We start from the raw sequence: 24,484 nt of genomic DNA, 5'->3' as shown, positions 1-24,484 counted from the left end.
TTGCGAACAGATGATGAAAGAAGTAAGACATAATGATGTGTTGAAGGCTATTAGCAGCATTGCGATGGAGTTAAAACCTGAAAACGGAAAGATAATTCTTTTCGGCTCTCAGGCACGTGGTGATGCAAGTGAACTGTCAGACTGGGATATTCTCATTCTTCTTGATAAGGATAGAATAGAAGAATCTGATCATGATAAGTTCACCTATCCTTTCTGGGAACTTGGATGGAAAATTAATGCAATGATACATCCTATCATCTATACCTTGCAGGAGTGGGCTAATCGAATTCACTCTCCTTTTCATAACAATGTTGAATCAGAGGGAATTTTGTTATGTTGACAAGTGAAGAACGAAAAGCACTTGTAGCATACCGCATTGAGAAAGCAAAAGCGGTGTTAGTAGAGGCACGTGACAACGCTCGTTTAGGCCATTGGAGCCTTGTTGGGAATCGTTTATATTATGCTGTCTATCATATGGCACAGGCTTTACTCCTTGATAAAGGATTATCTGCAAAGACACACGCAGGAACTATTCATATTATAGGACAGCAGTTTATCTCTGTTGGACTTATCGACAAAACTTATGGGAGATTGTTCTCCCGTTTATACGAGTTGCGCCAATCTGGTGACTATGATGATATGTTTGATGCTACGGAGGAAGAAGTTATGCCTTATTTTATTCAGATTGAGAAATTTATCAATGAAATGGAAGCATTGATTACTTTCAAATAATAAAGAAGATAATCACAATAAATAAAGAATTATGATTAAGAAATATGTAGAAGAGAATAAAGACAGAATGCTCGAGGAGTTGTTCAGTCTGATACGTATACCAAGCGTAAGTGCACAACCAGCTCATAAGGAGGACATGGTACGCTGTGCTGAACGTTGGAAGGAATTGCTGCTTGAGGCAGGTGTTGACAAAGCTGAGGTGATGCCATCAAAGGGTAATCCAATGGTTTATGCAGAGAGAATGGTTGACCCTAATGCAAAGACTGTATTGGTTTATGGTCACTATGATGTGATGCCAGCAGAGCCATTTGAACTTTGGAAGACCGAACCATTTGAGCCAGTTATTAAGGATGGTCATATCTGGGCTCGTGGTGCTGATGATGATAAGGGTCAGTCATTCATGCAGGCAAAGGCATTTGAGTATCTTAACAAGAATGACTTGTTGAAGCATAATATGAAGTTCATCTTTGAAGGTGAGGAAGAGATTGGTTCTGGTAGTCTTGGTCCATTCATTGAGGAACACAAGGAACTCTTGGCTTGCGATGTAATCCTCGTTTCAGATACTGGTCTTATCGGTCCTGATACTCCTTCTATCACAACAGGTTTGCGTGGTTTGTCTTATTGGCAGATAGAGGTGACTGGTCCTAACCGTGACCTTCACTCAGGAACCTTCGGTGGTGCAGTGGCTAACCCTATCAATGTTCTTTGTAAGTTGATAGCTGATGTGACTGGTCCTGATGGTAAGATTCGTATCCCTGGTTTCTATGATGATGTTGAGGAGGCTTATGATGAGGAGCGTAAACTCGTTGCATCTATTCCTTTCGATGAGGAGGAATATAAGAAGTCTCTTGGTGTTAAGGCACTCTTCGGAGAAGAAGGTTATAGCACAATCGAGCGCACTGGTTATCGTCCAACATTTGATGTATGCGGTATCTGGGGTGGTTACACAGGTGATGGTGCTAAGACTGTTATTCCATCAAAGGCATACGCAAAACTTTCTTCACGTCTTGTTCCACATCAGGATCATACAAAGATTAGCCAGTTGGTAGTGGATTATTTTAACAGTGTTGCTCCTGATTATGTCACAGTGAACGTAGAGAAGCATCACGGTGGTCATGGTTATGTTTGTCCAATTGACTTCCCTGCTTATAAGGCTGCTGAGCGTGGCTTTGAGGCTGTATTCGGTAAGCGTCCATTGCCAGTACGTATCGGTGGTAGTATTCCAATTATCTCTACTTTCGAGAAGTTGCTTGGCGTGAAGACTGTTCTCATGGGCTTCGGCTTGGAGTCAAATGCTATTCACTCTCCGAACGAGAATATGCCAGTAGATCTCTGGTTGAAGGGAATTGAGACAATCATAAACTTCCACCTCGAGTACGATAAGGAAGCATAAGTTTGATATAAAGACACAATGAGTTGTGTCAAGATATAGTAACAAAGGAACATTGTTTCCCGTAGTAACAGATTCTTTTATCTAAAGGCTTTTATTGCAGGGAATGATGTTCCTTTTGCTTTTTATTAAATCATTGTGTACATACACGTTGGTTGTGTTGGTAGGAATGGACTGGAATAAAACAGAGTAGACTGTGTCAAAATAAAGTAGAGAAAGGTAGTCCTCTATAGTAACAGTCTCATTTAAGTGAGTTTAGTAATGATAAAATATTTTTTTAATTCATATTATTATGATTAAACATCTATACATTATAGCATCTTTAATGTTATTTCTCTTTGTGGGATGTACAAAGGAAGAAGACGTAGACGGCGACTACAAGTATGAAAAAACAGATACGATAAGCGTATTATCGCATAAGGAAGACTACTTCTATCCAGGTACATCTATTAAATCGAAAAATAAAGGCTATGTTATAGTAGACAAAGATATGAGAAAATCTGTTGTATCTCATATTGATGGATTTGATAGTATCTATGAAGAGGGACACGAATACCTTATCATAGTAAAAGTATATGGTCCACGTTATGAGATGCAAGATTTGTATGGATATAGATACAAGTTTGTTAGTTTAATTAGTAAAAAGTAAATTAAACCTGAATCTCCCGTATTTATTTTCTAATGTTTTATACAATTGATTTGTACTACCATAGTTTCTAAGTTGTATAAAGACAAAGTCACTTGTGTAAATAGTAACGGCCATAACCCACTAAGGTTATGGCTGTTACTGTTATTTGGTTTAAATCTTAGTTCTTTATCTTAGGATACTTTCTGAACCAACCATCCATACGGAGTCGGATGACACCGAAGAAGGCTTCTGAGAAGATGCCACCGCTCATCTTACTGGTTCCCTCACGACGATTTACGAAGATGACAGGTACTTCCTTAATCTTGAAACCAATCTTGAAGGAGGTGTATTTCATCTCGATTTGGAAGGCATAACCCTTAAAACGAATCATGTCTAATGGAATTGTCTCAAGAACACGACGACGATAGCATACGAAGCCCGCAGTCGTATCATGCACGTGGAAACCTGTTACTGCACGAACATACTTGCTGGCAAAGTAACTCATCAATACACGTCCGATAGGCCAATTTACAACGTTTACTCCACTGACATAACGTGAACCAACTGCAACATCGTAACCTTCGTCATGGGTTGCAGCATAAAGGCGAGGAAGGTCGTTAGGGTCGTGGCTAAAGTCAGCATCCATCTCAATAATGTATTCGTAGCCATGTTCTAAAGCCCACTTGAAACCTGTGATATAGGCTGTACCCAAACCTAATTTACCAGAACGCTCAATGATAAAGAGGCGGTCAGAGAATTCCGTCTTAATCAGATTATGTACGATTTGTGCTGTCCCATCAGGACTACCATCGTCAATTACCAGAATGTGAAAAAGTTTCTCCAATCGGAATACCGCTCGGATTATCTTCTCTATATTCTCCTTTTCGTTGTATGTCGGTATAATTACAATGCTATCGCTTGTCATAGATTTTTGTTTTTATAGGACAAATGTAGTATAAAAATATGATACTAACAAGTTTTTGTCTATTTTTATTGGTCTGGGTTCTCTACGAAACCTTGGTATTCTGGAGAAAGACCAGCCATAACAGAATCGTATGCTTCATTTAGTGTTTCCTTCTCGAATTCAGCACCTTTCCCTTTTGGGAAGATTGGTTTGTGAATGGTGAGACTCAGTCTATGCCATACAGGAAAATGCCAGTCCTTAGTACGAGGCATTACGTCAAAGGAACCATTGATGGTAAGTGGACATACTGGTAGCTGAAGCTCATCAGCTAACATGAAAGCTCCACGACGGAACTTACCCATGTGACCAGTAAAACTACGTGCACCTTCTGGGAATACGACGACAGACATTCCTTCACGAAGGGTTTCACGTGCAGTATCGTATGTTTTTTTGATTTTACTTGCACCACTCTTATCCACAAAAATATGATGTGCTTTCTCGCATGCTATTCCTACCAAAGGTATCTTACGGATAGCTTTTTTCATCATCCACTTGAAATTACGACCGAGAAAACCGTAAATCAGAAAGATGTCGAAAGCACCTTGATGATTGCTTACAAAGACATAGCTTTGCTTCGGATCAAGATTCTCACGTCCTTCAATCTTTACAGGAAGAAAGAGTATTCGGATGGTAAACCACGACCACCATTTCCCTGGGTAGTATCCCCAGAAATGTCCATTACCGATTTGACAGCCAATAGTTGTTGTTAATGCTGTTAGAACAGATGCAAAGAGGAAGAGTGGGAAGGCGATGAATAGCATGTAAATCCTATACAAGAATGTAATAACCAGCATAACTATTGAGGATTGCCTTTGTTGTTGTGTTGCAGTATTACTCATAGATGTATCCTTTTTAATTTTATTTCTTAACATGTAATGTTATCACCGCTATTTCGTTAGGCATATTGAGGCGGAAGGGTACCAGTCCACCCAATCCAGCTGTAATATATAGATAGCGTCCGTTTTGTTCATAAAGTCCATAATCCTCCTGTTGGCGGATACTTGTTGGTCGCCATCCAAAGATTTGCATCTGTCCGCCGTGTGTATGTCCGCTTAATGTAAGCTGTGCTGGGGTTTTAGGAAGAATAGAACGTTTCCAGGCTGATGGATCATGTTGTAACATAATCACAAACGAATTTGGTCCTATTCCTTGCATCGCTTTTCTATAGTTGGAATAGTTTGGGAATGGTGGTCTTCCGTCGTTTTCTGTACCACAGACATAGATAGACTCTTTTGCTGGTGATGTTATTTCTGTGTTTTGATTGCGTAGAAGAGTCCATTTTAAGATTTTTTCTTCTGCTTTTATTAAGCGTGCTTCCTCTGCAGCCTTCTCTTTAGCATTACCTTTGATGTATTCAGTATAGTCATGGTTTCCTAAGACAGAGATAGTCCCTTTCATAGGCTGACGGATTACTGAAGCCATTTTCTCAACCTCTTCAGGGCGTATGTTTTGTAAATCACCAGTAAAGCAAATGAGGTTAGCTTTCTGCTTTTCAATGCTATCCATCTCTGCTTTTAGAATCTTACTGCGCCAGCCATTGAAGGTGCCGAGGTGTAAGTCAGATACATGCACAATCCGATAGCCATCAAAAGACTTCGGTAAATCTTTGAAATAGAGGTCTACATGTTTTACTTGTATGTTAGAAACCCCATATGTGAGCCCATATATAAATGTTCCAACGGCAAAACAACCAAGGAGTATACCTATATAATGTCCCCAGTTTCGATTTGTGCGGATGATATATTTCCGGATGATTGAACCCAAGAAGGAGATGAGTGCGAAGATAGCCTTAGGACCCACAAGTAAACCGAGAAGGAATATATATGTATTCAACCAAGTGAGGTTGTTAGGCGCAAAGTCACGAATAGATGCCATCGCACAGGTATAGATGACCATACCGATAGAAGGTAACCACCATAATAGGCGTTGCCACCAAGCGATGGGGTAACGTTTGCGGAAATAGTGCATGTCTATATAGAGGTCAGACAGCACAATTATTAATATAAGATATATAACGATTCTGGCTATCATTTCTTCAATAGGGTAGAAGCAAGATATTTCCTTAGCTCTTCAACAGGCTTATTACGACGATGTGCATAATCTTCTAATTGTTCGTCATCAATCTTTCCTAAGTCGAAATATCGGCTTTGAGGATGTGCAAACATAAAGCCCGATACACTGGCATGCGGTACCATCATTCCACTTTCTGTAAGGTTGATACCAATCCCCTTCATATCCAATAGTTCGTACAAAAGAAAATTCATACTTGTGTCAGGGATGGATGGATAGCCCACAGCTGGACGTATGCCTTGATATCTCTCTGCAAGAAGATCTTTTATAGTCAGTTGCTCATCAGTTGCATACCCCCAATATTTCTTGCGTACATCCTCGTGAAACTTCTCAGCTGTAGCCTCAGCTAATCGGTCAGCTAAGGTCTGCGAAAGCATACGTTGGTAGGGATCTCCCTCATTGTTGCTTGTAAATGCAGCATCAACAGAAGTAGCAAAGAGTCCAATTGTATCTTTGATGCCTGAAGAGGCTGGGCGTATGAAATCTGCCAAACAGAGGTTTGGTTTGCCTGGAATAACTTTCTGCTGGCGCAACATTGGAACACGTGTGCCATTGATAATGATATCATCGCCTTCACTATTGGCTTCACATAGTGCAAAGACAGCACGTGTGTGATATCTCCCTTCCATGTCAGCCAATAATTTCTCAGCTTCTGAACGCAGTTCCAGTTGTGCATCTTTAGCCTTACCATTCATAGACCAAGCATAAAAGAAGTATGCCCAGTTGATATAAGGAACTATTTCGCTGATATTGTATGTTATTATCTTACTTTTGTTATCTACTTTATTTTCGATCATTACGACTTAGTTATCATTTCGAAAAGTAATCCTTTCACCATGTATGGTGTTATCAAACTCTTCCTTATTTAACAGGTGGTTTCCATTACAGAAAGTGTGTAAGACACGCCATTGATAGGTGTGTCCCATCATTGGACTCCACTTGCATTTACTCTGAATACAATCTTCGTTCACTGTCCACGGTTGGTCTGGTGCAACGATAGTAATATCGGCTTTATAGCCTTTACGTAGGAAACCTCGTTTATCAATACGGAAAAGTCGAGCCGGTGCGTGTGACATTAGGTTAACCATCTGTTCTATTGTAAGAACACCTTTGTCAACCAATTCAAGCATAGTGACGAGTGAGAACTGAACCATCGGCATTCCTGATGCAGCCTTAGAGCAGCCACCTTGCTTCTGTGCCCATAGGTGAGGAGCATGATCAGTACCAATGACTGTAATACGTCCATCCGTGAGTGCCTGACGAATAGCATCTCTATCAGCTACCGTCTTGACTGAAGGATTGCATTTAATAAGTGCCTTCTTTGTAAGATAATCTTCGTTAGAGAAAGCAATATGTGCAATAACAGCTTCTAAAGTAATCCTTCCTTCATCTTCAGGTAGATTAGCTAATGATAATTCTTTTGCTGTAGAGATATGAGCAATATGCAGTTGTGTTTTGTACTTTCGTGCCAATTCCACAGCTAAGAGCGAGGAAGCCCAGCATGCCTCAGCACTGCGTATTTCCCAATGATGTGTAATATCTGGGTCGTCGCCAAATTGTTCTTTGGCAACTTTCATATTCTCGTTGATAATACCAGAATCCTCACAGTGTGTCATCACTGGCAGATTCAATTCTGCAGCAGTACAGAAAGTCATTTCTAATGCTTCTCGTCGATCAACAAGCATATTCCCAGTTGAGGCTCCCATAAAGAGTTTTATTCCAGGAATAGTGTGGATATCCAATTGAGGGAATAGTGTCTGATTTGTATTTGTAGCCCCAATAAAGAAGCTATAGTTAACATGACTTGAGTACTTTGCTCGTTCCCACTTATCTTGTAAAGCTTCTAATGTTGTTGTCTGTGGATTAGTGTTTGGCATCTCAAAATAAGAGGTGACACCACCATATGCAGCAGCACGACTTTCACTTTCAATATCTGCCTTTTCCGTTAGTCCCGGCTCACGAAAGTGAACATGATCATCAATAACACCAGGTAGTACAAAGCACCCCGTGGCGTTGACGATTTCGTCAAATTCTCCACGGGGTGTTTCGTTGTTTTCTATAATCTCTATGATACAATCGTCCTCTATGATGAGCGAACCAATAAAGCTTCGCCCTTCATTGACGATAGTTCCACCTTGAATGAGTCTCCTCATATATTATATTCTTTATTATTAGAGGTTGTTTGTTGATTCTTCCGAGATAGGAAGTGAGAGAATTCTACTAAAGTAAGAAGGAATATATTACTAATAGTAGTTTTATTTTCTTTTGCTGTCATTTTAACATATCGCTTCAACGTTTTATAAACCAATCAGTTAAATAACAGGATTGAGTGACGGAAGTGACAGCAACCTTCGTGTAGAATAAATAGTTTGTTGTCTATGAACTCTTTATCCGAAGCTCAAAACACTCCTATAGAACCTTATCATGCAATCGTTCTGTCAGCATAGAGCTTAGAACATACGATAGTCGGGACCATAACTTACTCTGGAATAGAGTCACCAGCCATCTGTGCAGGAGTCGGAGGTGCTACAGCAGCATTAGGAGTTGTTCCCGCAGCATCATTGGTTCCGGCTGGATCAACCATTCCGTTCATCTCCTTTTGTGCTTGTAGGAAGTCGGTATAGAATGCTTTTATCTGAGGATTCTGCTTAAATGTATCTGTAGCCTTCGACATAATGAATTCTATCCATGATGGCAACTGATTAATCGCATTGGTATACATATAATCATTCATCCATACAGGGTAAGCATTAGGTGTTGTCTCGTAGCTGATACGTGTAAGGAAACACCATGGACCAAGAATGTTATTGAAGTTCTCTGTAATGAACTTCGTAAAGAGTTTGTCGCCCTTGTCATAAACGTTCAATGCCTTCTTAATAAGTTGGGCATTCACGGTTTCTTCATCATGACCATTCATAATGGCAGCACTTTCCTCATGATCTATTTCTGCATATTGATTGCGGAGTTGTGTAAACTTCGTCCAGAAATCATTTAGCTTGTCATTCAGCGGTGTGCCACTGACACGCTGTTGTGTGTTGTCCAGTTTAACTGCAATATCTCCCTTTTCAATAACTACTGGGAATTGTAAGTTGATATCATCCATGAATATCTGTGCGACCTTAGTAGAGTCGACGGTACCATGGAAAGCAAACTGACCATGAACGACGTCACATGAATCTAAGTTAATCAGTGAGTCAGCTTGGTCTGTTTTTAGGTATAACTTTCTTCCATCCAAGCTTGATACGTTGGATGTTCCCTGTATATTGAATGAGTTGGCACATGACGTAAACACGATAAGTGTTAGAAGTGCGTAAAGAATTTTATTCATAGATAATTAAACTGGTTCTGTTTCTTCTCAGACAAAATTACATTCTATAATTGAAGCCGAGAAACTTTTTTATTCAAATTAAAACTATCTCTAAGCTTTTAGCTTTTTTTAGGTACTTGGACTTTCGCTTTCCTTCTTTAGTTCGTAGCTGATACGATGAGTAGTATACATCTCTATGATAGCAGAAATAAGTAGGAGTATGACCCAATTGTGATGGAAAATACTTACATAGCTGCTATAGCTATCTAATGAACCTGCAAAAACAGGACGAAGAAAATGGTAGGAGTCTTCTACCATAAAGAATCCTGCAAGAATGAATCCCCATCCTGCAAGTGACATAATCTTACGTAAACGACGAATAGAAAGAGATGTTCCAAGGTATCGCTGACGTGACTGCATAAGAGAAAAAGCAACAGCACCAGCAAGCATTAGCCAACAGGCTATTGGTTGAATCAAAAGGAAAGCGTACAAGCCTGCACCTATAACCATTATGATTCCTCCCAAAAGGTAAATAATTGATTCGAGTTTATTCAGTTGTCTCATTTTTAGCTGTGTTTTCAGTTTGATGCTCATCATCGCTCAACACGAAGATATCTTCGTTGTCAGCCTTCATGAAGTAACGCTCTCGGGCAACGCGTGCAATAGCCTTTGGGTCTGTCTTTAGTTCCTTAAGCTGTTGCATGTCATGCTGATATTGGCTGTCATACTTTCGGATTTCAGTTTTTAAGTCGTCAATCTGATAAGCATACTCTATACGTTTCATAAAACTGTTCTCATCTAAAACGCCTACAATGAGTACGCCCAAGATGATGACGATATGAAACTTAAATCGGCTGAAAAAATTGTAAATATGTCCGGTAATCTTACTCACTTCTTTACATTCTTTTTTGCAAAAGTAAGGAAAAGATTGCATATCGGAGCATGAAACATACATATTTTTAGCAAATTAACAATTTAATTCTTTCCTCCTTCCTCCTCTTTTCTTAACTTTTATTACCTTTGCATATACAATTAGATTTTGAAACTATGGATGAATATATTGTTTCGGCGCGAAAGTATCGTCCAATGTCCTTTGATTCCGTTGTAGGACAACAGGCGTTGACGACTACGCTGAAGAATGCTGTGAAGAGTGGTAAGCTGGCTCATGCCTACCTTTTCTGCGGTCCACGAGGAGTGGGCAAGACTACTTGTGCTCGAATTTTTGCGAAGGCAATCAACTGTGAACATCCAACAGCTGATGGTGAGGCTTGTAACGAGTGTGAGAGTTGTAAGGCGTTTGGAGAAGGAAGAAGCTATAATATCTTCGAATTAGATGCTGCCAGCAATAACTCTGTTGAGAACATCAAGTCATTGATGGATCAGACGCGTATTCCGCCACAGGTGGGTCGTTATAAGGTCTTTATTATTGATGAGGTTCATATGCTCTCTACAGCTGCCTTCAATGCTTTTCTAAAGACTTTGGAGGAACCGCCTGCACACGTTATCTTCATCCTTGCAACAACAGAAAAACATAAGATTCTCCCAACGATTCTCTCTCGCTGTCAGATTTACGACTTCGAGCGTATGACGGTTCCTAATATCATCAACCATCTTAAGCGTGTTGCTGAGAAGGAGAACATTCAATTTGACGAAGAGGCTCTGAACGTTATTGCTGAGAAAGCGGATGGCGGAATGCGTGACGCGCTCTCAATATTCGATCAGGCTGCAAGTTTCTCACAAGGAAATATCACTTATCAGAAGGTGATTGAGGACTTGAATGTACTCGATGCGGAGAATTATTTTAATATCATCGACCTTGCTTTAGAGAATAAAGTGAGTGAGATAATGGTTCTCTTGAACAGCGTTATTAATAAGGGATTTGATGGTGGACATCTTGTGAATGGTTTGGCATCTCATGTCCGTAATGTGTTGATGGCAAAGGATGCACAGACACTTCCTTTGCTTGAAGTAAGCGAACAACTGCGTAATCGCTATCAGTTGCAGGCACAAAAATGCCCTGTCAACTTCCTTTATACGGCTTTGCAGATTATGAATCGTTGTGATGTGGAATATCGTCAGAGTTCTAATAAACGTTTGTTGGTGGAACTGACGCTCATCCAAGTAGCGCAAATTACGCAGAAGGATGATGATATCCCTGCCTCGGGGCGCAGCCCTAAGCGATTAAAATCCCTGTTCAAGAATCTTGTTCTGAAGGCTCAACAGAAACCGACTCCGCAGGTGGTCGGGAGCCTAAAGCGTGATGACGATGCTGCTCGTGGTTCTAAGGATAGCGAAGTAGTGTCTGTAGAGGTCGTGTCTTCACCAGAGAAACCCGTCACAGAAACGTCTGGTGTACGCCCTAAGGTGAATGTATCTTCTGGTATTCCGAATTCTGTTAATCTTGGTTCATTGACGATGTCATTTGACAATCTACTCAAGACCGATAAGAAGAAAAAGCAGGATGAGGAAGTTGAAATAACTAATAAGGATGAGCATGAGGGCTTTACACAGCAAGACCTTGTTGTGAGTTGGCGTGCTATGTGTTCACGAATGCCAGAGCGTATGCAAGCTTTGTCGCAACGCATGAAGAATATCACGCCTACTATTTCAGAGTATCCAGTAATCTTGGTACTTGCTGATAATAATATTCAGCTCAACGAAATGCTTGCAATCAAGTCGCGTATTCGTGCTACTTTGGCAAAGGAATTGCGTAATGGGCAGATTGAAGTAGAGATTCGTCTTGCTAAGCATGAGGAAATCAAACCTATGCTTACACCTCGTGAGTCTTTGAGTAAACTTTTGGAAACGAATCATCCTGTTAAGAAACTTATCGATACATTAGGTTTGTGCTTGGATTAAGTAACTCTACGTCTGTCCTGTTACGGCTAATATTGCTCATCAATATCTTGCAGATTAATAAGAAGTTAGTATTCTTTTAGCAGGAAAAGAAAGGTTTAGAAGTGGGTTATAGTCGGCTTTAAGTTGTTGTGTTGTTGCTTCGCACGCTTGGTGCTGATGCTCCGCACATATGGTGCTGATACTTCGCACATGTCGTGCTGATGGTAAACACAAATCTTATTGGGAGGTAAAATTGCTGCGTTTCTAAGTATTTTAGGGTGCTATAATTATCAATGACATTCTGTATTGAGGGTATACTATTCAGGTTCTATTGGACGGCAAAAGAAGAATTTAATATTTTCAGTAAGAGCATATACGTACATTATTGTAAAAGTTAAAATAGCGTAATGGTAGTTCTATTCGGCATTATTTCAGTATTTTTGTACGTTATTTAGGCAATGAGAAATAAGAGCATTATATTCCTATTATCCTTTGTTGTTGTTTTTGCAATGGCAAGTGTCAACATGTCTGTGCCTCAAGGTAAGAAAACCAAGAAGACTAAGGCAAGTGCTGTTGTGGTTGATACGCTACTGAAAGGACAAAGTCCAAAGGATAGTAAGGCGGTCAATAAGAATATCCCAGATACCACGAAGATGGATTCTCTTCAGTTGGCTATCTATCATCATAATAAAGCAATAGACGATTCTATTCGTGCCGATAGCATGATGCGTGCACGTTCGAATGGAATTGATGCACCTGTTAAGTATTCTGCAGAGGACTCTCTCGTTTATGATGCAGAGTCGGGTACAGCGTATCTGTATGGTAACTCGAAGGTTGATTATGAGAATATGAAGCTTACGAGTGACAAGGTTCATATGAATCTTGATAAAAGTACTGTGCGTGCAACAGGTACAGTCGATTCTACAGCAGAGGGTGGAATCAAGGGAAAGCCTGTCTTTACTATGGGTAAAGATGAATATAAGAGTGACACAATGGCTTTCAACTTTAAGTCAAAGAAAGGCTTGATTAAGGGTGTTTACACCGAACAGCAAGATGGTTTCTTGAGTGGAGAAGTTGGAAAACGTGACTCTACGGGTTCTATTTACTTGCAACATGGTCGTTACACTACTTGTGATAAGCCTCATCCAGACTTTTACATTGCTCTTTCTCGTGCAAAGGTTCGTCCAGGTAAGGATGTTGTTTTTGGACCAGCTTATCTCGTAGTGGCGGACGTTCCTTTACCATTGGCAATTCCATACGGTTTCTTCCCATTCTCTAAGAAGTATTCGAGCGGTTTCATTATGCCAAGTTATGGTGATGAAAGCGACCGTGGTTTCTACCTTCGTGATGGTGGTTACTACTTTGCGATTAGTGATAAGTGGGACTTAAAACTCTTAGGAGAAATCTATACTAAGGGTTCTTGGGGTGTGTCTGCAGCCAGCAACTACCGTAAGCGTTACAGATATTCAGGCTCATTCCTCTTTAGTTATCAGGATTCAAAGACGGGTGACAAGGGATTGCCAGACTTTGCTGAGCAGGAAAGCTTTAAGATTCAGTGGAATCACCGCCAAGATCCAAAGGCGAATCCTTATAGTTCTTTGGCGGCAAGTGTGAACTTTGCGACATCAAGCTATGAGCGTAACAACCTCAATAGTATGTATAATCCGCAGACACTCACACAGTCTACGAGAACTTCTTCTGTTAGCTGGAGCACAGGTTTCTCAAGTATTGGACTCTCTTTGAGTGCTACTACGAACCTTGCACAGAATATGCGTGACTCTTCTATTCAGATAACACTGCCAGACTTGAACATTAGTTTGAGCCGATTCTATCCTTTCAAGCGAAAGCATCTTGTGGGTAAGGAACGTTGGTATGAGAAGATTTCGATGAGCTATACGGGCCAGTTGGCTAATTCTATCTCAACGAAGGAAGATAAACTCTTACACTCTAATCTGATCAAAGACTGGAAAAATGCTTTCCAGCATACAATCCCTGTACAGGCAAACTTCACCTTGTTTAATTATATCAATGTGACACCATCTTTCAATTTTACGGATCGTATGTATTCTAAGAAGGTGACACGTGGATGGGATAATACTCTTCAGAAAGAGGTGGTAAGAGATACTACCTATGGTTTCCATAATGTTTACAACTGGAGTATGAATGTGGGTGCCAGCACGAAATTATATGGTTTCTGGGTACCTAATAGAAAATTATTTGGCGATAAGATACAGGCTATCCGCCATGTCATCACTCCACAGGTTTCTTTCTCTTACTCACCAAACTTTGGTGCACGCCGTTATGGCTACTATGATAGCTATCAGTATACAGATGCAAGTGGTAACGTGAAACTTGTTGAATACTCACCTTATCAAGATGAACTTTATAGTGTGCCGGGTAAGTACAAGACTGAGATGATCAGTTGGGATGTTAGCAATAACATCGAAATGAAGATTAAGAGCGATAAGGATACTACTGGTTATAAGAAGATAAGTATCATTGATGAGTTAGGAGCAAGTATGTCTTACAATGCTGCAGCAGACTATCATCGTTGGAGTGACCTTAGTATGCGTCTGCGTTTGAAATGGTGGAAGAATTATACCTTCTCAATGAATGCACAGTTTGCTACTTATGCTTACGAACTTGATGCTAATGGTAAGCCTTACGTAGGTAATCATACAGAGTGGGGATATGGTCGTTTACCTCGTTTCCAAGGTATGTCGCAGAACTTCTCATTCACTTTGAATCCAGAGAAGTTGAAGAAGTGGTTCGGACGTAAGGATGATAAAGATGATGATAAGGTATCAGTAGATAGCGATGGTCCAGATACTAACATCGAATCAAACATGGATGATGACCTTGAAAAGGGAAAATATGCTGCTAAGAAGAAGCGTGGTAATATTGCTGAGACGGATGATGATGGTTACATGAGTTTCAATATGCCATGGTCATTGACAATCGGTTATGGTATTACGATGCGTGAGAATACAGCGGGTAGGTTCAATACTAAGACGATGCGTTACCCTTATAAGTTCACACAGACGTTGAACTTCTCTGGTAATATTCGTATCAGTGATGGCTGGAATATTAACTTCTCAAGTGGTTACGACTTTGAAAACCATGCGATGAGTATGACAACAGCCAGCCTGTCACGTGACCTCCACTGTTTTAATATGAGTGCTTCTGTAGTTTTAGCACCATATACATCTTACAACTTTACCTTCCGTTGTAATGCTGCAACGCTGACAGATGCGTTGAAGTATGATAAGCGAAGTGGTATTACAAATGCTGTACAGTGGTATTAATAAGATAAAATGCACTTCATAAGACGGACGGTTCTGCCGTCCGTTATTGATTTGAATCCTTTTATAAACAATACAAACGTTTAAAAGAAAATGAAGAAACAGACACAGGCTATTCATCAGCCTTATAAGCGTAGAGATGCATATGATGCGTTAAGTATGCCCATCTATAATGCGGTTGCTTTTGAGTTTGACAATGCAAAAGTGATGGCTGATGCCTTTTGTGGACGTATTGATGCACCTGATTATTCACGTGTGGAGAACCCAACAGTGACAAATCTCGAACAGCGTGTTAAGGCTTTGACGGGTGCTGAGAATGTTATTGCTCTCAACTCGGGTATGGCTGCTATCAGTAATACGCTTTTTTCTGTTGTTGAACAGGGTAAGAACGTTATCACGTCACGTCATCTCTTTGGTAATACTTATTCTTTGCTCACATCTACACTGAGCAGATTGGGGGTTGAGGCAAGACTTTGTGACCTTACAGATGTTGAGGCTGTAGAACGATTGATAGACGATAATACGTGCTGTTTGTTCCTTGAAATCATGACAAATCCTCAACTTGAGGTGGTTGATGTACGTGCCTTGACTTCAATAGCACACCAGCATGGCATCCCTGTCATTGCTGATACTACGCTTATTCCTTTCACACAGTTCTCTGCAAAGGACTTGGGCATTGACTTAGAGGTCGTTTCAAGTACAAAGTATATCAGTGGTGGTGCAACTTCTTTGGGCGGTCTTGTTATTGATTATGGTACGTTCCCTTCTATTGGTAAGCGCCTCTTGAATGAGATGCTCTTTAACCTTGGAGCTTATATGACACCACAGGTTGCCTATATGCAGACCTTGGGCTTAGAGACTTTGGACGTACGCTATCGCGCTCAAGCAGGTAATGCTTTGGAATTGGCACAAAGATTACGTACGCTAAAGCCTATTCATAAGGTAAACTATGTGGGCTTGGAGGATAATCCATATCATCAGTTGGCTGTGAGTCAGTATGGTGAAACAGCTGGAGCAATGGTCACAATAGACTTAGAGAGTCAAGAGGCTTGCTTCAGAATGCTCGATAACTTGAAACTCATTCATCGGGCAACTAACCTCTTTGATAATCGTACCTTGGCTATCCACCCAGCAAGTACTATCTTCGGACTTTTCACTGCTGAGGAGCGTGCAGCAATGGATGTGCAAGACACTACCATACGTCTTAGTATTGGTTTGGAAAGTGTTGATGACCTATTCGATGATATTAAGCAGGCTTTGGAAGCATGATGAAAACTTATAATTTTGACGAGATAATCGATCGTTCGGGAAGTGGTGACTTGAAGCATGAGGCACTTCTTCCACGTTGGGGACGTAATGACCTACTGCCTCTCTGGGTAGCTGATATGGATTTTGCTTGTCCAGACTTTGTTGTGGAGGCTCTCAAGGATCGTCTTTCTCATCCTATCTTTGGCTATACAGTCGAACCAGAAGACTTCCGTCCTGCTATCATCGACTGGATACGTGCTCATCATGATTGGGAAGTAAAGCCAGAGTGGTTGAGTTTTATTCCTGGTATTGTTAGGGGTATCGGCTTTGTGGTGAATGTATTTACGGAACTTGACGAAAAGGTTATTATACAACCACCTGTCTATCATCCATTCCGTTTGACGCCAGAGGCTAATCATCGTAAGGTGGTCTTCAATCCGCTTCGTCTCCGTGAGGACGGATATTATGACATGGACTTTGATAATCTTGCAGAGGTTTGCGATGATAAATGCCGTGTACTGATACTCTCCAATCCTCATAACCCTGCAGGATTGTGTTGGTCAGAAGATACATTACGTCGCTTGGCAGACTTCTGTTACGAGCATAATATTATCGTTATCAGCGACGAGATTCACAGTGATATGGCACTTTTTGGTAATCGTCATATTCCGTTTGCCAGTGTGTCAGAGCGTGCAGCACAAATCAGTATCACCTTTGCAGCACCAACAAAGACCTTCAATATGGCAGGTATTGTCAGTTCATTTGCTATCGTTCCAAACGAAGAACTGCGTAATCGCTTCTATGGTTGGTTGAAGGCTAACGAATTAGATGAGCCTACACTCTTTGCACCAATAGCCACGATAGCTGCTTATCGGAAGGGAGAAGAGTGGCGCAAACAGATGTTGGCATATGTAGAAGAGAATGTTCGCTTTGTTGAAGACTTCTGTCGTGAGTATATTCCCGGTATTCGTCCACTCCGTCCGCAGGCAAGTTTCCTTGTTTGGTTGGATTGTCATGGATTGGGATTGAAGCATAAAGAGTTATTGAATCTCTTTATTGATAAGGCTCATCTTGCGTTGAACGATGGTAGAATGTTTGGCCCCGGTGGAGAAGGCTTTATGCGTTTGAATGTTGGTACACCGCGTTCTATTCTTCGTCAGGCGTTGGAACAGTTGGCTGAAGCGGTGAATGAATTATAAAAAAGAACTGTTATGGAAGCATTAGAAGCATTGTTAACACGTCGTAGCGTACGTGCTTATGAAGAGCGTATGCCTGAACAGGACTTGATAGCTAAGGTAATGGAGGCTGGTCTTTACGCTGCAAGCGGAAAGAATATGCAGACTGCTATCATTGTCGAAGTGACCAATAAGGAAGTACGCGATCGCTTATCGGCGATTAATGCTGAGATAATGGGCGTAACGAGCGACCCTTTTTATGGAGCACCCGTTGTCCTTGCTGTGTTAGCGGATAAGAGTAGCCCTAATCATGTCTATGATGGTGCGTTGATGATGGGCAATCTTATGAACGCTGCTCATGCTTTAGGCTTGGGCAGTTGTTGGATTAATCGTGCCAAGCAAACTTTTGAGCGTGAAGATGGTAAGCAGATGTTGAAAGAGTGGGGTATAAAAGGCGATTATGAAGGTGTCGGTTTCTGTATTCTTGGTTATGCTGCAAAGGAGGGTAAGACTGCACCACGTAAGGCAAATCGTATCTTCTATGTGAAGTAAGGCTCTGACTTATCGCTATTGGATTTACATGCCTGTATAAGTTAATCACCCTTGACTTGCTATATATAATAAGGTGAAGCAGACATTTCTTTTACGTCATTAAACGATGTGTTAACGCTCCGCACATATTGTGCTCATGGTAAGCACTATTGGTGCTGATGCTCCGCACATATTGTGTTGACCACTTAAAGCCTTGCTATATGCCGTTAACGAGTGTGCTATTATTGGTTAGTTTCTGTTAGGAAGACGATGTTATCCGTGTTTCGTTGAATAGTATTAATAGCGAGATAATAAAAAGTAGCCTCAATACATAAGAATGCTTTATTTGCATTTCAAATGTATTGAGGCTATTCTTTTTTATCTTTTAGAAGTAGAAAACGGTTGGTTCTCTATCAAAAGAAAGGTTTAATTACTCTCCCTCCTCTTCCTTCTTCTTGCGAGTAGCTCTACGCTTCTTTGGCTTCTCCTCGGTCTTGTCAACCTTTACACCAGCCAACTCTGGGTCGATAAGAATACGACCACAGTACTCACAAACGATAATCTTTTTGTGCATCTTTACATCCAACTGGCGCTGAGGTGGAATCTTATTGAAACAACCACCACAAGCATCACGCTGTACGTAAACAATACCCAAACCGTTACGGGCACCACGACGAATACGCTTGAAGCTACGGAGCAATCCTGGCTCAATCTTAGTCTCAAGCTCTGCGGCCTTCTCTTTGAGCAAACCTTCCTCCTCACGTGTCTCCTGCATAATCTCGTCGAGCTCGTTACGCTTCTCTTCTAAGGCGTGCTGACGATCCTCGAGCAATGCACGGTTGGCTTCCAAGTCCTTACGCTTCTCTTCAACCTTAATCTGAGCCTCTTTAATCTTCTTATTGCAAAGCTCAATTTCAAGTGTCTGGAACTCGATTTCCTTTGTCAATGTGTCGTACTCACGGTTGTTTGCAACAGAGTCCAACTGCTTGTTGTAACGCTCCAAACTTGCTTGAGCGTCAACGATGTTACCCTTCTTCTGGGTAATAGCATTCTGATAATCCTTAATGTCCTGCTCAATCTTCTCAATACGAATGTGCAGACCTTCCAACTCATCTTCCAAGTCGCGTACTTCAAGTGGTAACTCACCACGCAATGCACGCTTCTCGTCGATTCCTGACAGGGTCGTCTGTAACTGGAAAAGGGCTTTCAACTTCTCCTCTACTGGTAACTCTTTTGGATCTTTCTTTGCCATAGTTCTTATGTTTGTTTAATTCAAAATTCAGAATTCATAATTATGATTACTGTTGTTTTAGGAGTTTAGGAGTGAGAGGAGTTAAGACAACACCACAGACTCCATTCGTCCAACTTCTTAACAATTAACTTGTTTACTTGTTCAGCTTGTCAACTCGTCCACTAAAAATACCCTATAGGATTCGTGTTAATCTCAGACAAGTAGCACTTTACGCTTGGGCATTCTCGTTCGATAACGTCACGTAACACCTCAATGGTGAACTGCTCACTCTGATAATGTCCGATAACACATATCTGTATCTCTTGCTCATGACCAAAGAACTCATGATAACTCATCTCACCTGTCATAAAGGCATCTGCGCCTGCTGCAATAGCATCCTGCAAGAGGAATGCCCCCGAACCTCCACAGAGAGCAATGGTACGAATCTCACGACGTAGTAACTCATTGGTTTGAACACACTCTGCATCAAACTTCTTCTTCAATAACAGTATCAAATCGTCTGCAGCCAAGGGCTCCTCAAACTCGCCGATGACACCATCACCACCTGTTACAGATTCGCCGGTCTGTGGATTCACCACCTGCTTGCTTCGACCAAAGAAACGTAGGTCCTTAAGTCCTAACTTCTCTGCTATCTTGTAGTTGACACCGCCCACAGCTGAGTCTAAGTTTGTGTGCATAGCAGCGATGACGATATCGTTCTTAATAGCCTTTATCACTGTGCGCTGCACATAGTTGGCATCTGTCACTTGTGCTAATTTACGGAAGATGAGTGGATGGTGCGCAACAATCAAGTTACACTCCCGACGGATAGCTTCATCAACCACCTTTTCCGTCACGTCAAGACACAATAAAGCCCCTGATACTTCCGCCTCTGTCAATCCAACTTGTAGGCCAGCATTATCATAGCTTTCCTGCAAGGGCAAAGGCGCGAATCGTTCAAGGGCATCAATTACTTCCTTTATTTTCACGCTACGCATAAGTTTTAGGCTGCAAAGATAAGAAAATTATTCGATTTTCACAACCTTTGCAGCCTAATTTATTTTCTTTCTATTTCAAAGTAGTATTACTCTTGAATAATCAAGTAACGCGACACGTTCCAAAACTTCTCTGCATCGGTAATGGTGAGTGTTGTTGTTCCGTCCTCGTTCTCCGTGAGTGTATAACTACCTTCTGGGTTCTGAGATAAGAGCTTTGGACTCGATGAGTTTATCGTCAGTGTCTTCAGATCTTTGCCGTTAGCCTCTGTAAACAGATCTTTTGTTACATTGTTATTATTCACTTTCTTAGAGAAAAGTGATGTCTTCAAAAGACCTTTCTCCTTCAGAGTCTCTTTGTTAGCAATGATATAGTAGACTTTGTCTGACTCCTTATCTTCTTTAATTCTTTGCTTCTCCTTAGCTTTCAGTTGAGCATATTCGCGCTCCAAAGCTGCCATGTTGAACCTGTAACGCATTGCATCAACGCTGTTAGTTTGGTTCATAACGATGTATTTAAGCTGGTCTACAGTGACATCCTTACGACTTGCAACCTGCTCTAATTGGGTTACACGATCTCCTTTCTCCTTCAGCTGTGATGAAAGGAAGTCTATTACCTTGTAAAGATTATCTATTGTAGGATTAGATACTGCTGGAGCATCCACTTTCTTAACCTTTTCGTTTAGAAGTTTGTCAATCTGGTTCTGCTTCTCTTTGAGTAGTGCACCGAGCCCCCTTATCTGCTGAATAATCTTCGATTTCTTATTTGCGTGCTCTGTAGTCTTACAGAGCATTGCCTCTTGAGAAGAGATGGCGTCAAGGTTAGCTGAAATCTCATCTATAGATGCTGTCAGCTGACTTATTGCCTCTGCTTCTCTGGATGGAGGAGTTACATTGATACGTTCTCTGACAGGAGTCGGACGCTTCACATCCTCACAAGATGTGAAAGCTACAATACCTATTAATGCTATCAGAGCTGTTAATTTATTACGTTTCATCTGTATAATCATCGAATGACAATGCAAAGATACTCTAATTATGCGAGGAAACGTCAGATTATATATTAAAAATACTAATAAAAGGAGAAACGAGATTTTGTTCCTCATTTTATTTGGCTGTTTTAGAGAAGTGTAGGATTATATAATCTTCTTATTATCTACTTTGTTTTGTCGGTTTATCGATAGGGGTTTCCTACTTATAAGTTTTATGTATTTGGTTGTATGTTGCATAAATAAATTCATTTGTCAATACTAAGATTTAATATACTTATAGTATATTTGCACTTGCAAATAGAAAAAGTATAAAACTATTAAAGTATCATAGAGTTTATAATATAAAGAACGTTATAGGATATGGATGCCAAGCAATGCATGATTGTGGATTTAGAACGACGTGGTGATAAGCAAATGTTTATTACAGATCAAGTGGATTTTATAAAGAAAGCTGATAATGGGAATTGGATGATTCGATTTTTAAAATCCCCTCGTATATTTCAGTATAATCAAGCACGTATACTTTATTTTACACATGGAGAGCCTGTTAATCTACATGAAAAAGGACTTTATATTGGTAATAAGCACATAACGAGTGCTGTTGAATTACTAAGATTTTCAAATAAACATTATACTTTCTACTATGTAACATATTCCAATGGATACTCTGAAAATCTTGATGGAAATAATGTTTATGTGACACGTACACCAATTGATATGTGTGGTGGTTCCACATGGGATTATTTACGAAAGCTGGCCGATGAAACAGGTTTGCTTGCTGAAGATGAAGAAAGTATTCTTTCAAAGCAGTATGATCTTATCGACTTGAAAAGAGATAATGTGCCATTGGCTCAATACTTAGGTGATAAAACAAAGTTGGCAACTTATCGTTTGCCTCAATTGGTATATTACCCTTTTGGTTGTAATGCAAGTCAGAAAAAGGCTGTTGAAGCAGCTTTGACACACCAAGCAAGTATTATACAAGGACCTCCGGGAACTGGAAAAACGCAAACTATTCTTAATATCGTGTCTAACTTGTTAGTACAGAAAAAGACAGTTCTTGTTGTTTCAAATAACAACTCTGCAGTTGAGAATGTTGCAGAAAAGTTAGAAAAAGAAGGGTTAGGATTTCTTGTTGCTCAGTTAGGAAGCGTAAAGAATAAGGAGGCTTTTGTTGAAAGTCAGTCTGGGTGCTATCCTAATATGGAAGAATGGTATTTAGATAATTCTAAGGAAGTCCGGAAAATAGCAAAAGATTCCCTTGCTGCTGTTTCCTTGGGATTCGATGGACAAACAAGATTGGCACAGTTGAAGGCTGAGTATGATGCACTGGTTACAGAGAAGAAGTATGACGAAAAGCTAAAAATGGCATCTGGTTTTGATAATGATTGGCTTAGTGAAAAGCATTCTTCTAAAATAATGAAACTGCTCAATCTTTGTAAAATAATGCAAGAACATGGAAAAACCCCTTCTTTATTGTTTTGCTTTAAATGGGTGTTTCTGTTAGGTCCTCGTGCTTATTCATTACTTAAAAATAATCTTTTAATTGTAATTGAACAACTGGAAAGTGCTTATTATTTAACCAGAAAGTTTGAGATAGAGCAGGAGGTGGATAGCATTGAACAACAGTTGCTGTCTGTAGACGTTAAGGAAAGTGCAGAAGAACTCCGTAAGTCTTCGCTTCAGGTATTGAAGCAGGCAATAGCAAAACAGTATGGGTCTGGTAGAAGGACACTGTTTACAAGGCAAGATATAAAGCCCCGTACAGAAACTTTTTTAAAGGAGTATCCTATTGTTCTTAGTACGACTTATTCTGCTAAAAGCTGTATTAGTAAGGATTTTGTCTTTGATTATATGATTATGGACGAAGCTTCGCAAGTAGACATCAAAACTGGAGCTTTGGCATTGTCGTGTGCTGCGAATGTTGTGATTGTAGGAGATGATATGCAATTACCTAATGTTGTAAGTTCTGAAGAAGAAAAGGCGCTTAATGCAATCCGGACTACATATAATGTTGATGACCGATATAATGCTGTAACACATAGCTTTTTACGGTCGTGTACAGAAATATTAAAGGATGCACCGACTACGCTTCTACGTGAACATTACCGTTGTCATCCGAAGATAATTCAGTTTTGTAATCAACGCTTTTATGGTGGAGAACTTCTTCCTATGACGATTGACAAAGGCGAAGAGGATGTGTTACAAGTAATTCAGACTGTAAAAGGAAACCATGCGCGTGAACATTTCAATCAACGTGAAATAGATGTTATTGTACAGGAGGTTATGCCGCTATGTGCAGGAAAGGGTTCTGTAGGAATCATAACTCCCTATAGAACACAGGCGGAAGCAATAAATCGTGTGTTAGGTAAAGATATAGCAAGTACTGTACATAAATATCAAGGGCGTGAGTGCGATACAATTATTATGAGTATGGTTGATAATTTGCCTACATCGTTTTCTGATGATAAGAACCTTCTTAATGTTGCTATTTCACGTGCTAAAAGCCAACTTTATATTGTAACTTCTGGTAATGAAATGGCACAAGACACGAATTTAGCGCAGTTAATATCCTATGTCAAGTATAATAATTTTGCAGTGAAAAATAGTAAAATTCACTCGGTATTCGATTTATTATATCAGCAATACACTACGGAACGGTTAGCATATCAATCTGAACACATTATGGTTTCAGATTATATGTCTGAAAATCTTGTGTATAATCTAATAGTTAAGGTTCTTGAAGAATTAAGCTGGAAGAATCTCGCTGTAGTGTGTCATTATCCTCTGGCTAAAATAATATCTGATTGGTCACTGTTAAGTAATCAGGAAAATGATTTTGCTAAAAACTCGCTAACGCATATAGATTTTCTCATTTATAATTCTCTGACAAAGCAACCTCTAATGGCGATAGAGGTGGATGGGTGGCTTTATCATAAGGACAAAGTAGTACAGCAATCAAGAGATAGACTAAAAGACCAAATTCTTACAAAGTATTCATTAATTCCTTATCGTATTTCAACTACTGATACTATAACAGCAGAAAGTTTAAAGGAGGTTTTTGTATCACTTTAATGCGAG

The 24,484-nt window shown here is 40.2% G+C and carries 21 protein-coding genes; 10 read left to right on the top strand and 11 right to left on the bottom strand.

Annotation, left to right across the window (positions count from 1 at the left end; all coding sequences use genetic code 11):
• The first annotated feature begins 10 nt into the window (after positions 1-10).
• From HMPREF0659_RS05060 to HMPREF0659_RS05045, 4 genes are all read left to right on the top strand, one after another.
• Positions 11-340, top strand: coding sequence for a nucleotidyltransferase domain-containing protein (locus tag HMPREF0659_RS05060; RefSeq protein ID WP_004360074.1), 330 nt, complete (start codon positions 11-13; stop codon positions 338-340).
• A complete protein-coding gene (locus HMPREF0659_RS05055) occupies positions 334-732 on the top strand; it encodes a HEPN domain-containing protein (protein WP_013264089.1) in 399 nt (132 codons plus the stop codon). Before HMPREF0659_RS05060 ends, HMPREF0659_RS05055 begins: the two co-directional genes overlap by 7 nt.
• Before the next feature lie 31 nt (positions 733-763).
• Complete coding sequence (locus HMPREF0659_RS05050; RefSeq protein ID WP_013264291.1) at positions 764-2,125, top strand: dipeptidase; 1,362 nt, start codon at positions 764-766, stop codon at positions 2,123-2,125.
• A 289-nt stretch (positions 2,126-2,414) separates the two neighbouring features.
• A complete protein-coding gene (locus HMPREF0659_RS05045) occupies positions 2,415-2,771 on the top strand; it encodes a hypothetical protein (protein WP_146160283.1) in 357 nt (118 codons plus the stop codon).
• Between the two features lie 157 nt (positions 2,772-2,928).
• Here HMPREF0659_RS05045 and HMPREF0659_RS05040 read toward each other — a convergent pair whose 3' ends face one another.
• From HMPREF0659_RS05040 to HMPREF0659_RS05005, 8 genes are all read right to left on the bottom strand, one after another.
• Positions 2,929-3,675 carry a polyprenol monophosphomannose synthase gene (locus HMPREF0659_RS05040; RefSeq protein WP_004360078.1) on the bottom strand — a complete coding sequence of 249 codons (747 nt, stop codon included), beginning with the start codon at positions 3,673-3,675 and terminating at the stop codon, positions 2,929-2,931.
• A gap of 65 nt (positions 3,676-3,740) precedes the next feature.
• On the bottom strand, positions 3,741-4,553 hold the full coding sequence (locus HMPREF0659_RS05035) for a lysophospholipid acyltransferase family protein (RefSeq protein ID WP_174254479.1): 813 nt from the start codon (positions 4,551-4,553) through the stop codon (positions 3,741-3,743).
• A 19-nt stretch (positions 4,554-4,572) separates the two neighbouring features.
• On the bottom strand, positions 4,573-5,745 hold the full coding sequence (locus HMPREF0659_RS05030; protein WP_044045888.1) for a metallophosphoesterase: 1,173 nt from the start codon (positions 5,743-5,745) through the stop codon (positions 4,573-4,575).
• Positions 5,742-6,581, bottom strand: coding sequence for a vitamin B12 dependent-methionine synthase activation domain-containing protein (locus HMPREF0659_RS05025; protein WP_013264860.1), 840 nt, complete (start codon positions 6,579-6,581; stop codon positions 5,742-5,744). Before HMPREF0659_RS05025 ends, HMPREF0659_RS05030 begins: the two co-directional genes overlap by 4 nt.
• 6 nt (positions 6,582-6,587) lie before the next feature.
• Entirely contained in the window at positions 6,588-7,937 is a 1,350-nt protein-coding gene (locus tag HMPREF0659_RS05020; RefSeq protein ID WP_013263927.1) for a dihydroorotase, read from the bottom strand.
• A 326-nt stretch (positions 7,938-8,263) separates the two neighbouring features.
• Complete coding sequence (locus HMPREF0659_RS05015; RefSeq protein ID WP_013264270.1) at positions 8,264-9,112, bottom strand: DUF4369 domain-containing protein; 849 nt, start codon at positions 9,110-9,112, stop codon at positions 8,264-8,266.
• Positions 9,113-9,220: 108 nt separating this feature from the next.
• Positions 9,221-9,655 carry a hypothetical protein gene (locus HMPREF0659_RS05010; protein WP_013264999.1) on the bottom strand — a complete coding sequence of 145 codons (435 nt, stop codon included), beginning with the start codon at positions 9,653-9,655 and terminating at the stop codon, positions 9,221-9,223.
• The gene (locus HMPREF0659_RS05005; RefSeq protein WP_036924668.1) at positions 9,639-9,983 is read right to left on the bottom strand and encodes an FtsB family cell division protein; all 345 of its coding nucleotides are present in this window, start codon (positions 9,981-9,983) and stop codon (positions 9,639-9,641) included. The genes HMPREF0659_RS05010 and HMPREF0659_RS05005 overlap by 17 nt, the downstream gene beginning before the upstream one ends.
• 155 nt (positions 9,984-10,138) lie before the next feature.
• Here HMPREF0659_RS05005 and HMPREF0659_RS05000 point away from each other — a divergent pair, with 155 nt between their 5' ends.
• From HMPREF0659_RS05000 to HMPREF0659_RS04980, 5 genes are all read left to right on the top strand, one after another.
• Complete coding sequence (locus HMPREF0659_RS05000; protein ID WP_013264854.1) at positions 10,139-11,950, top strand: DNA polymerase III subunit gamma/tau; 1,812 nt, start codon at positions 10,139-10,141, stop codon at positions 11,948-11,950.
• 437 nt (positions 11,951-12,387) lie between these two features.
• Positions 12,388-15,234, top strand: coding sequence for a putative LPS assembly protein LptD (locus HMPREF0659_RS04995; protein WP_013264431.1), 2,847 nt, complete (start codon positions 12,388-12,390; stop codon positions 15,232-15,234).
• A gap of 90 nt (positions 15,235-15,324) precedes the next feature.
• Complete coding sequence (locus tag HMPREF0659_RS04990) at positions 15,325-16,500, top strand: trans-sulfuration enzyme family protein (RefSeq protein WP_013264805.1); 1,176 nt, start codon at positions 15,325-15,327, stop codon at positions 16,498-16,500.
• Positions 16,497-17,678, top strand: a complete 1,182-nt coding sequence (locus tag HMPREF0659_RS04985; RefSeq protein WP_013264078.1) for a MalY/PatB family protein — start codon at positions 16,497-16,499, stop codon at positions 17,676-17,678. The genes HMPREF0659_RS04990 and HMPREF0659_RS04985 overlap by 4 nt, the downstream gene beginning before the upstream one ends.
• A gap of 12 nt (positions 17,679-17,690) precedes the next feature.
• Positions 17,691-18,206 (top strand): nitroreductase, encoded by a 516-nt coding sequence (locus HMPREF0659_RS04980; RefSeq protein WP_013264295.1) that lies wholly within the window; start codon positions 17,691-17,693, stop codon positions 18,204-18,206.
• A gap of 409 nt (positions 18,207-18,615) precedes the next feature.
• Here the strand turns inward: HMPREF0659_RS04980 and HMPREF0659_RS04975 are convergent, their stop codons facing one another.
• The 3 genes from HMPREF0659_RS04975 to HMPREF0659_RS04965 all read right to left on the bottom strand — a co-directional run bounded on the left by HMPREF0659_RS04975 (position 18,616) and on the right by HMPREF0659_RS04965 (position 21,409).
• Positions 18,616-19,437: a zinc ribbon domain-containing protein gene (locus HMPREF0659_RS04975; protein ID WP_013264276.1), complete on the bottom strand. Its 822-nt coding sequence runs from the start codon at positions 19,435-19,437 to the stop codon at positions 18,616-18,618.
• Positions 19,438-19,598: 161 nt separating this feature from the next.
• Positions 19,599-20,414 carry a Nif3-like dinuclear metal center hexameric protein gene (locus HMPREF0659_RS04970; protein WP_044045887.1) on the bottom strand — a complete coding sequence of 272 codons (816 nt, stop codon included), beginning with the start codon at positions 20,412-20,414 and terminating at the stop codon, positions 19,599-19,601.
• 86 nt (positions 20,415-20,500) lie between these two features.
• Positions 20,501-21,409: a Cbp1 family collagen-binding glycoprotein adhesin gene (locus HMPREF0659_RS04965; RefSeq protein WP_226893165.1), complete on the bottom strand. Its 909-nt coding sequence runs from the start codon at positions 21,407-21,409 to the stop codon at positions 20,501-20,503.
• Positions 21,410-21,763: 354 nt separating this feature from the next.
• Between HMPREF0659_RS04965 and HMPREF0659_RS04960 the strand changes: the two genes are divergently transcribed.
• Complete coding sequence (locus HMPREF0659_RS04960) at positions 21,764-24,478, top strand: AAA domain-containing protein (protein ID WP_013264320.1); 2,715 nt, start codon at positions 21,764-21,766, stop codon at positions 24,476-24,478.
• The last annotated feature ends 6 nt before the right edge of the window (positions 24,479-24,484 follow it).

It is taken from the genome of Prevotella melaninogenica ATCC 25845 (assembly GCF_000144405.1).
Classification (GTDB): domain Bacteria; phylum Bacteroidota; class Bacteroidia; order Bacteroidales; family Bacteroidaceae; genus Prevotella; species Prevotella melaninogenica.
This window is presented reverse-complemented; position numbering and strand designations above follow the sequence as displayed.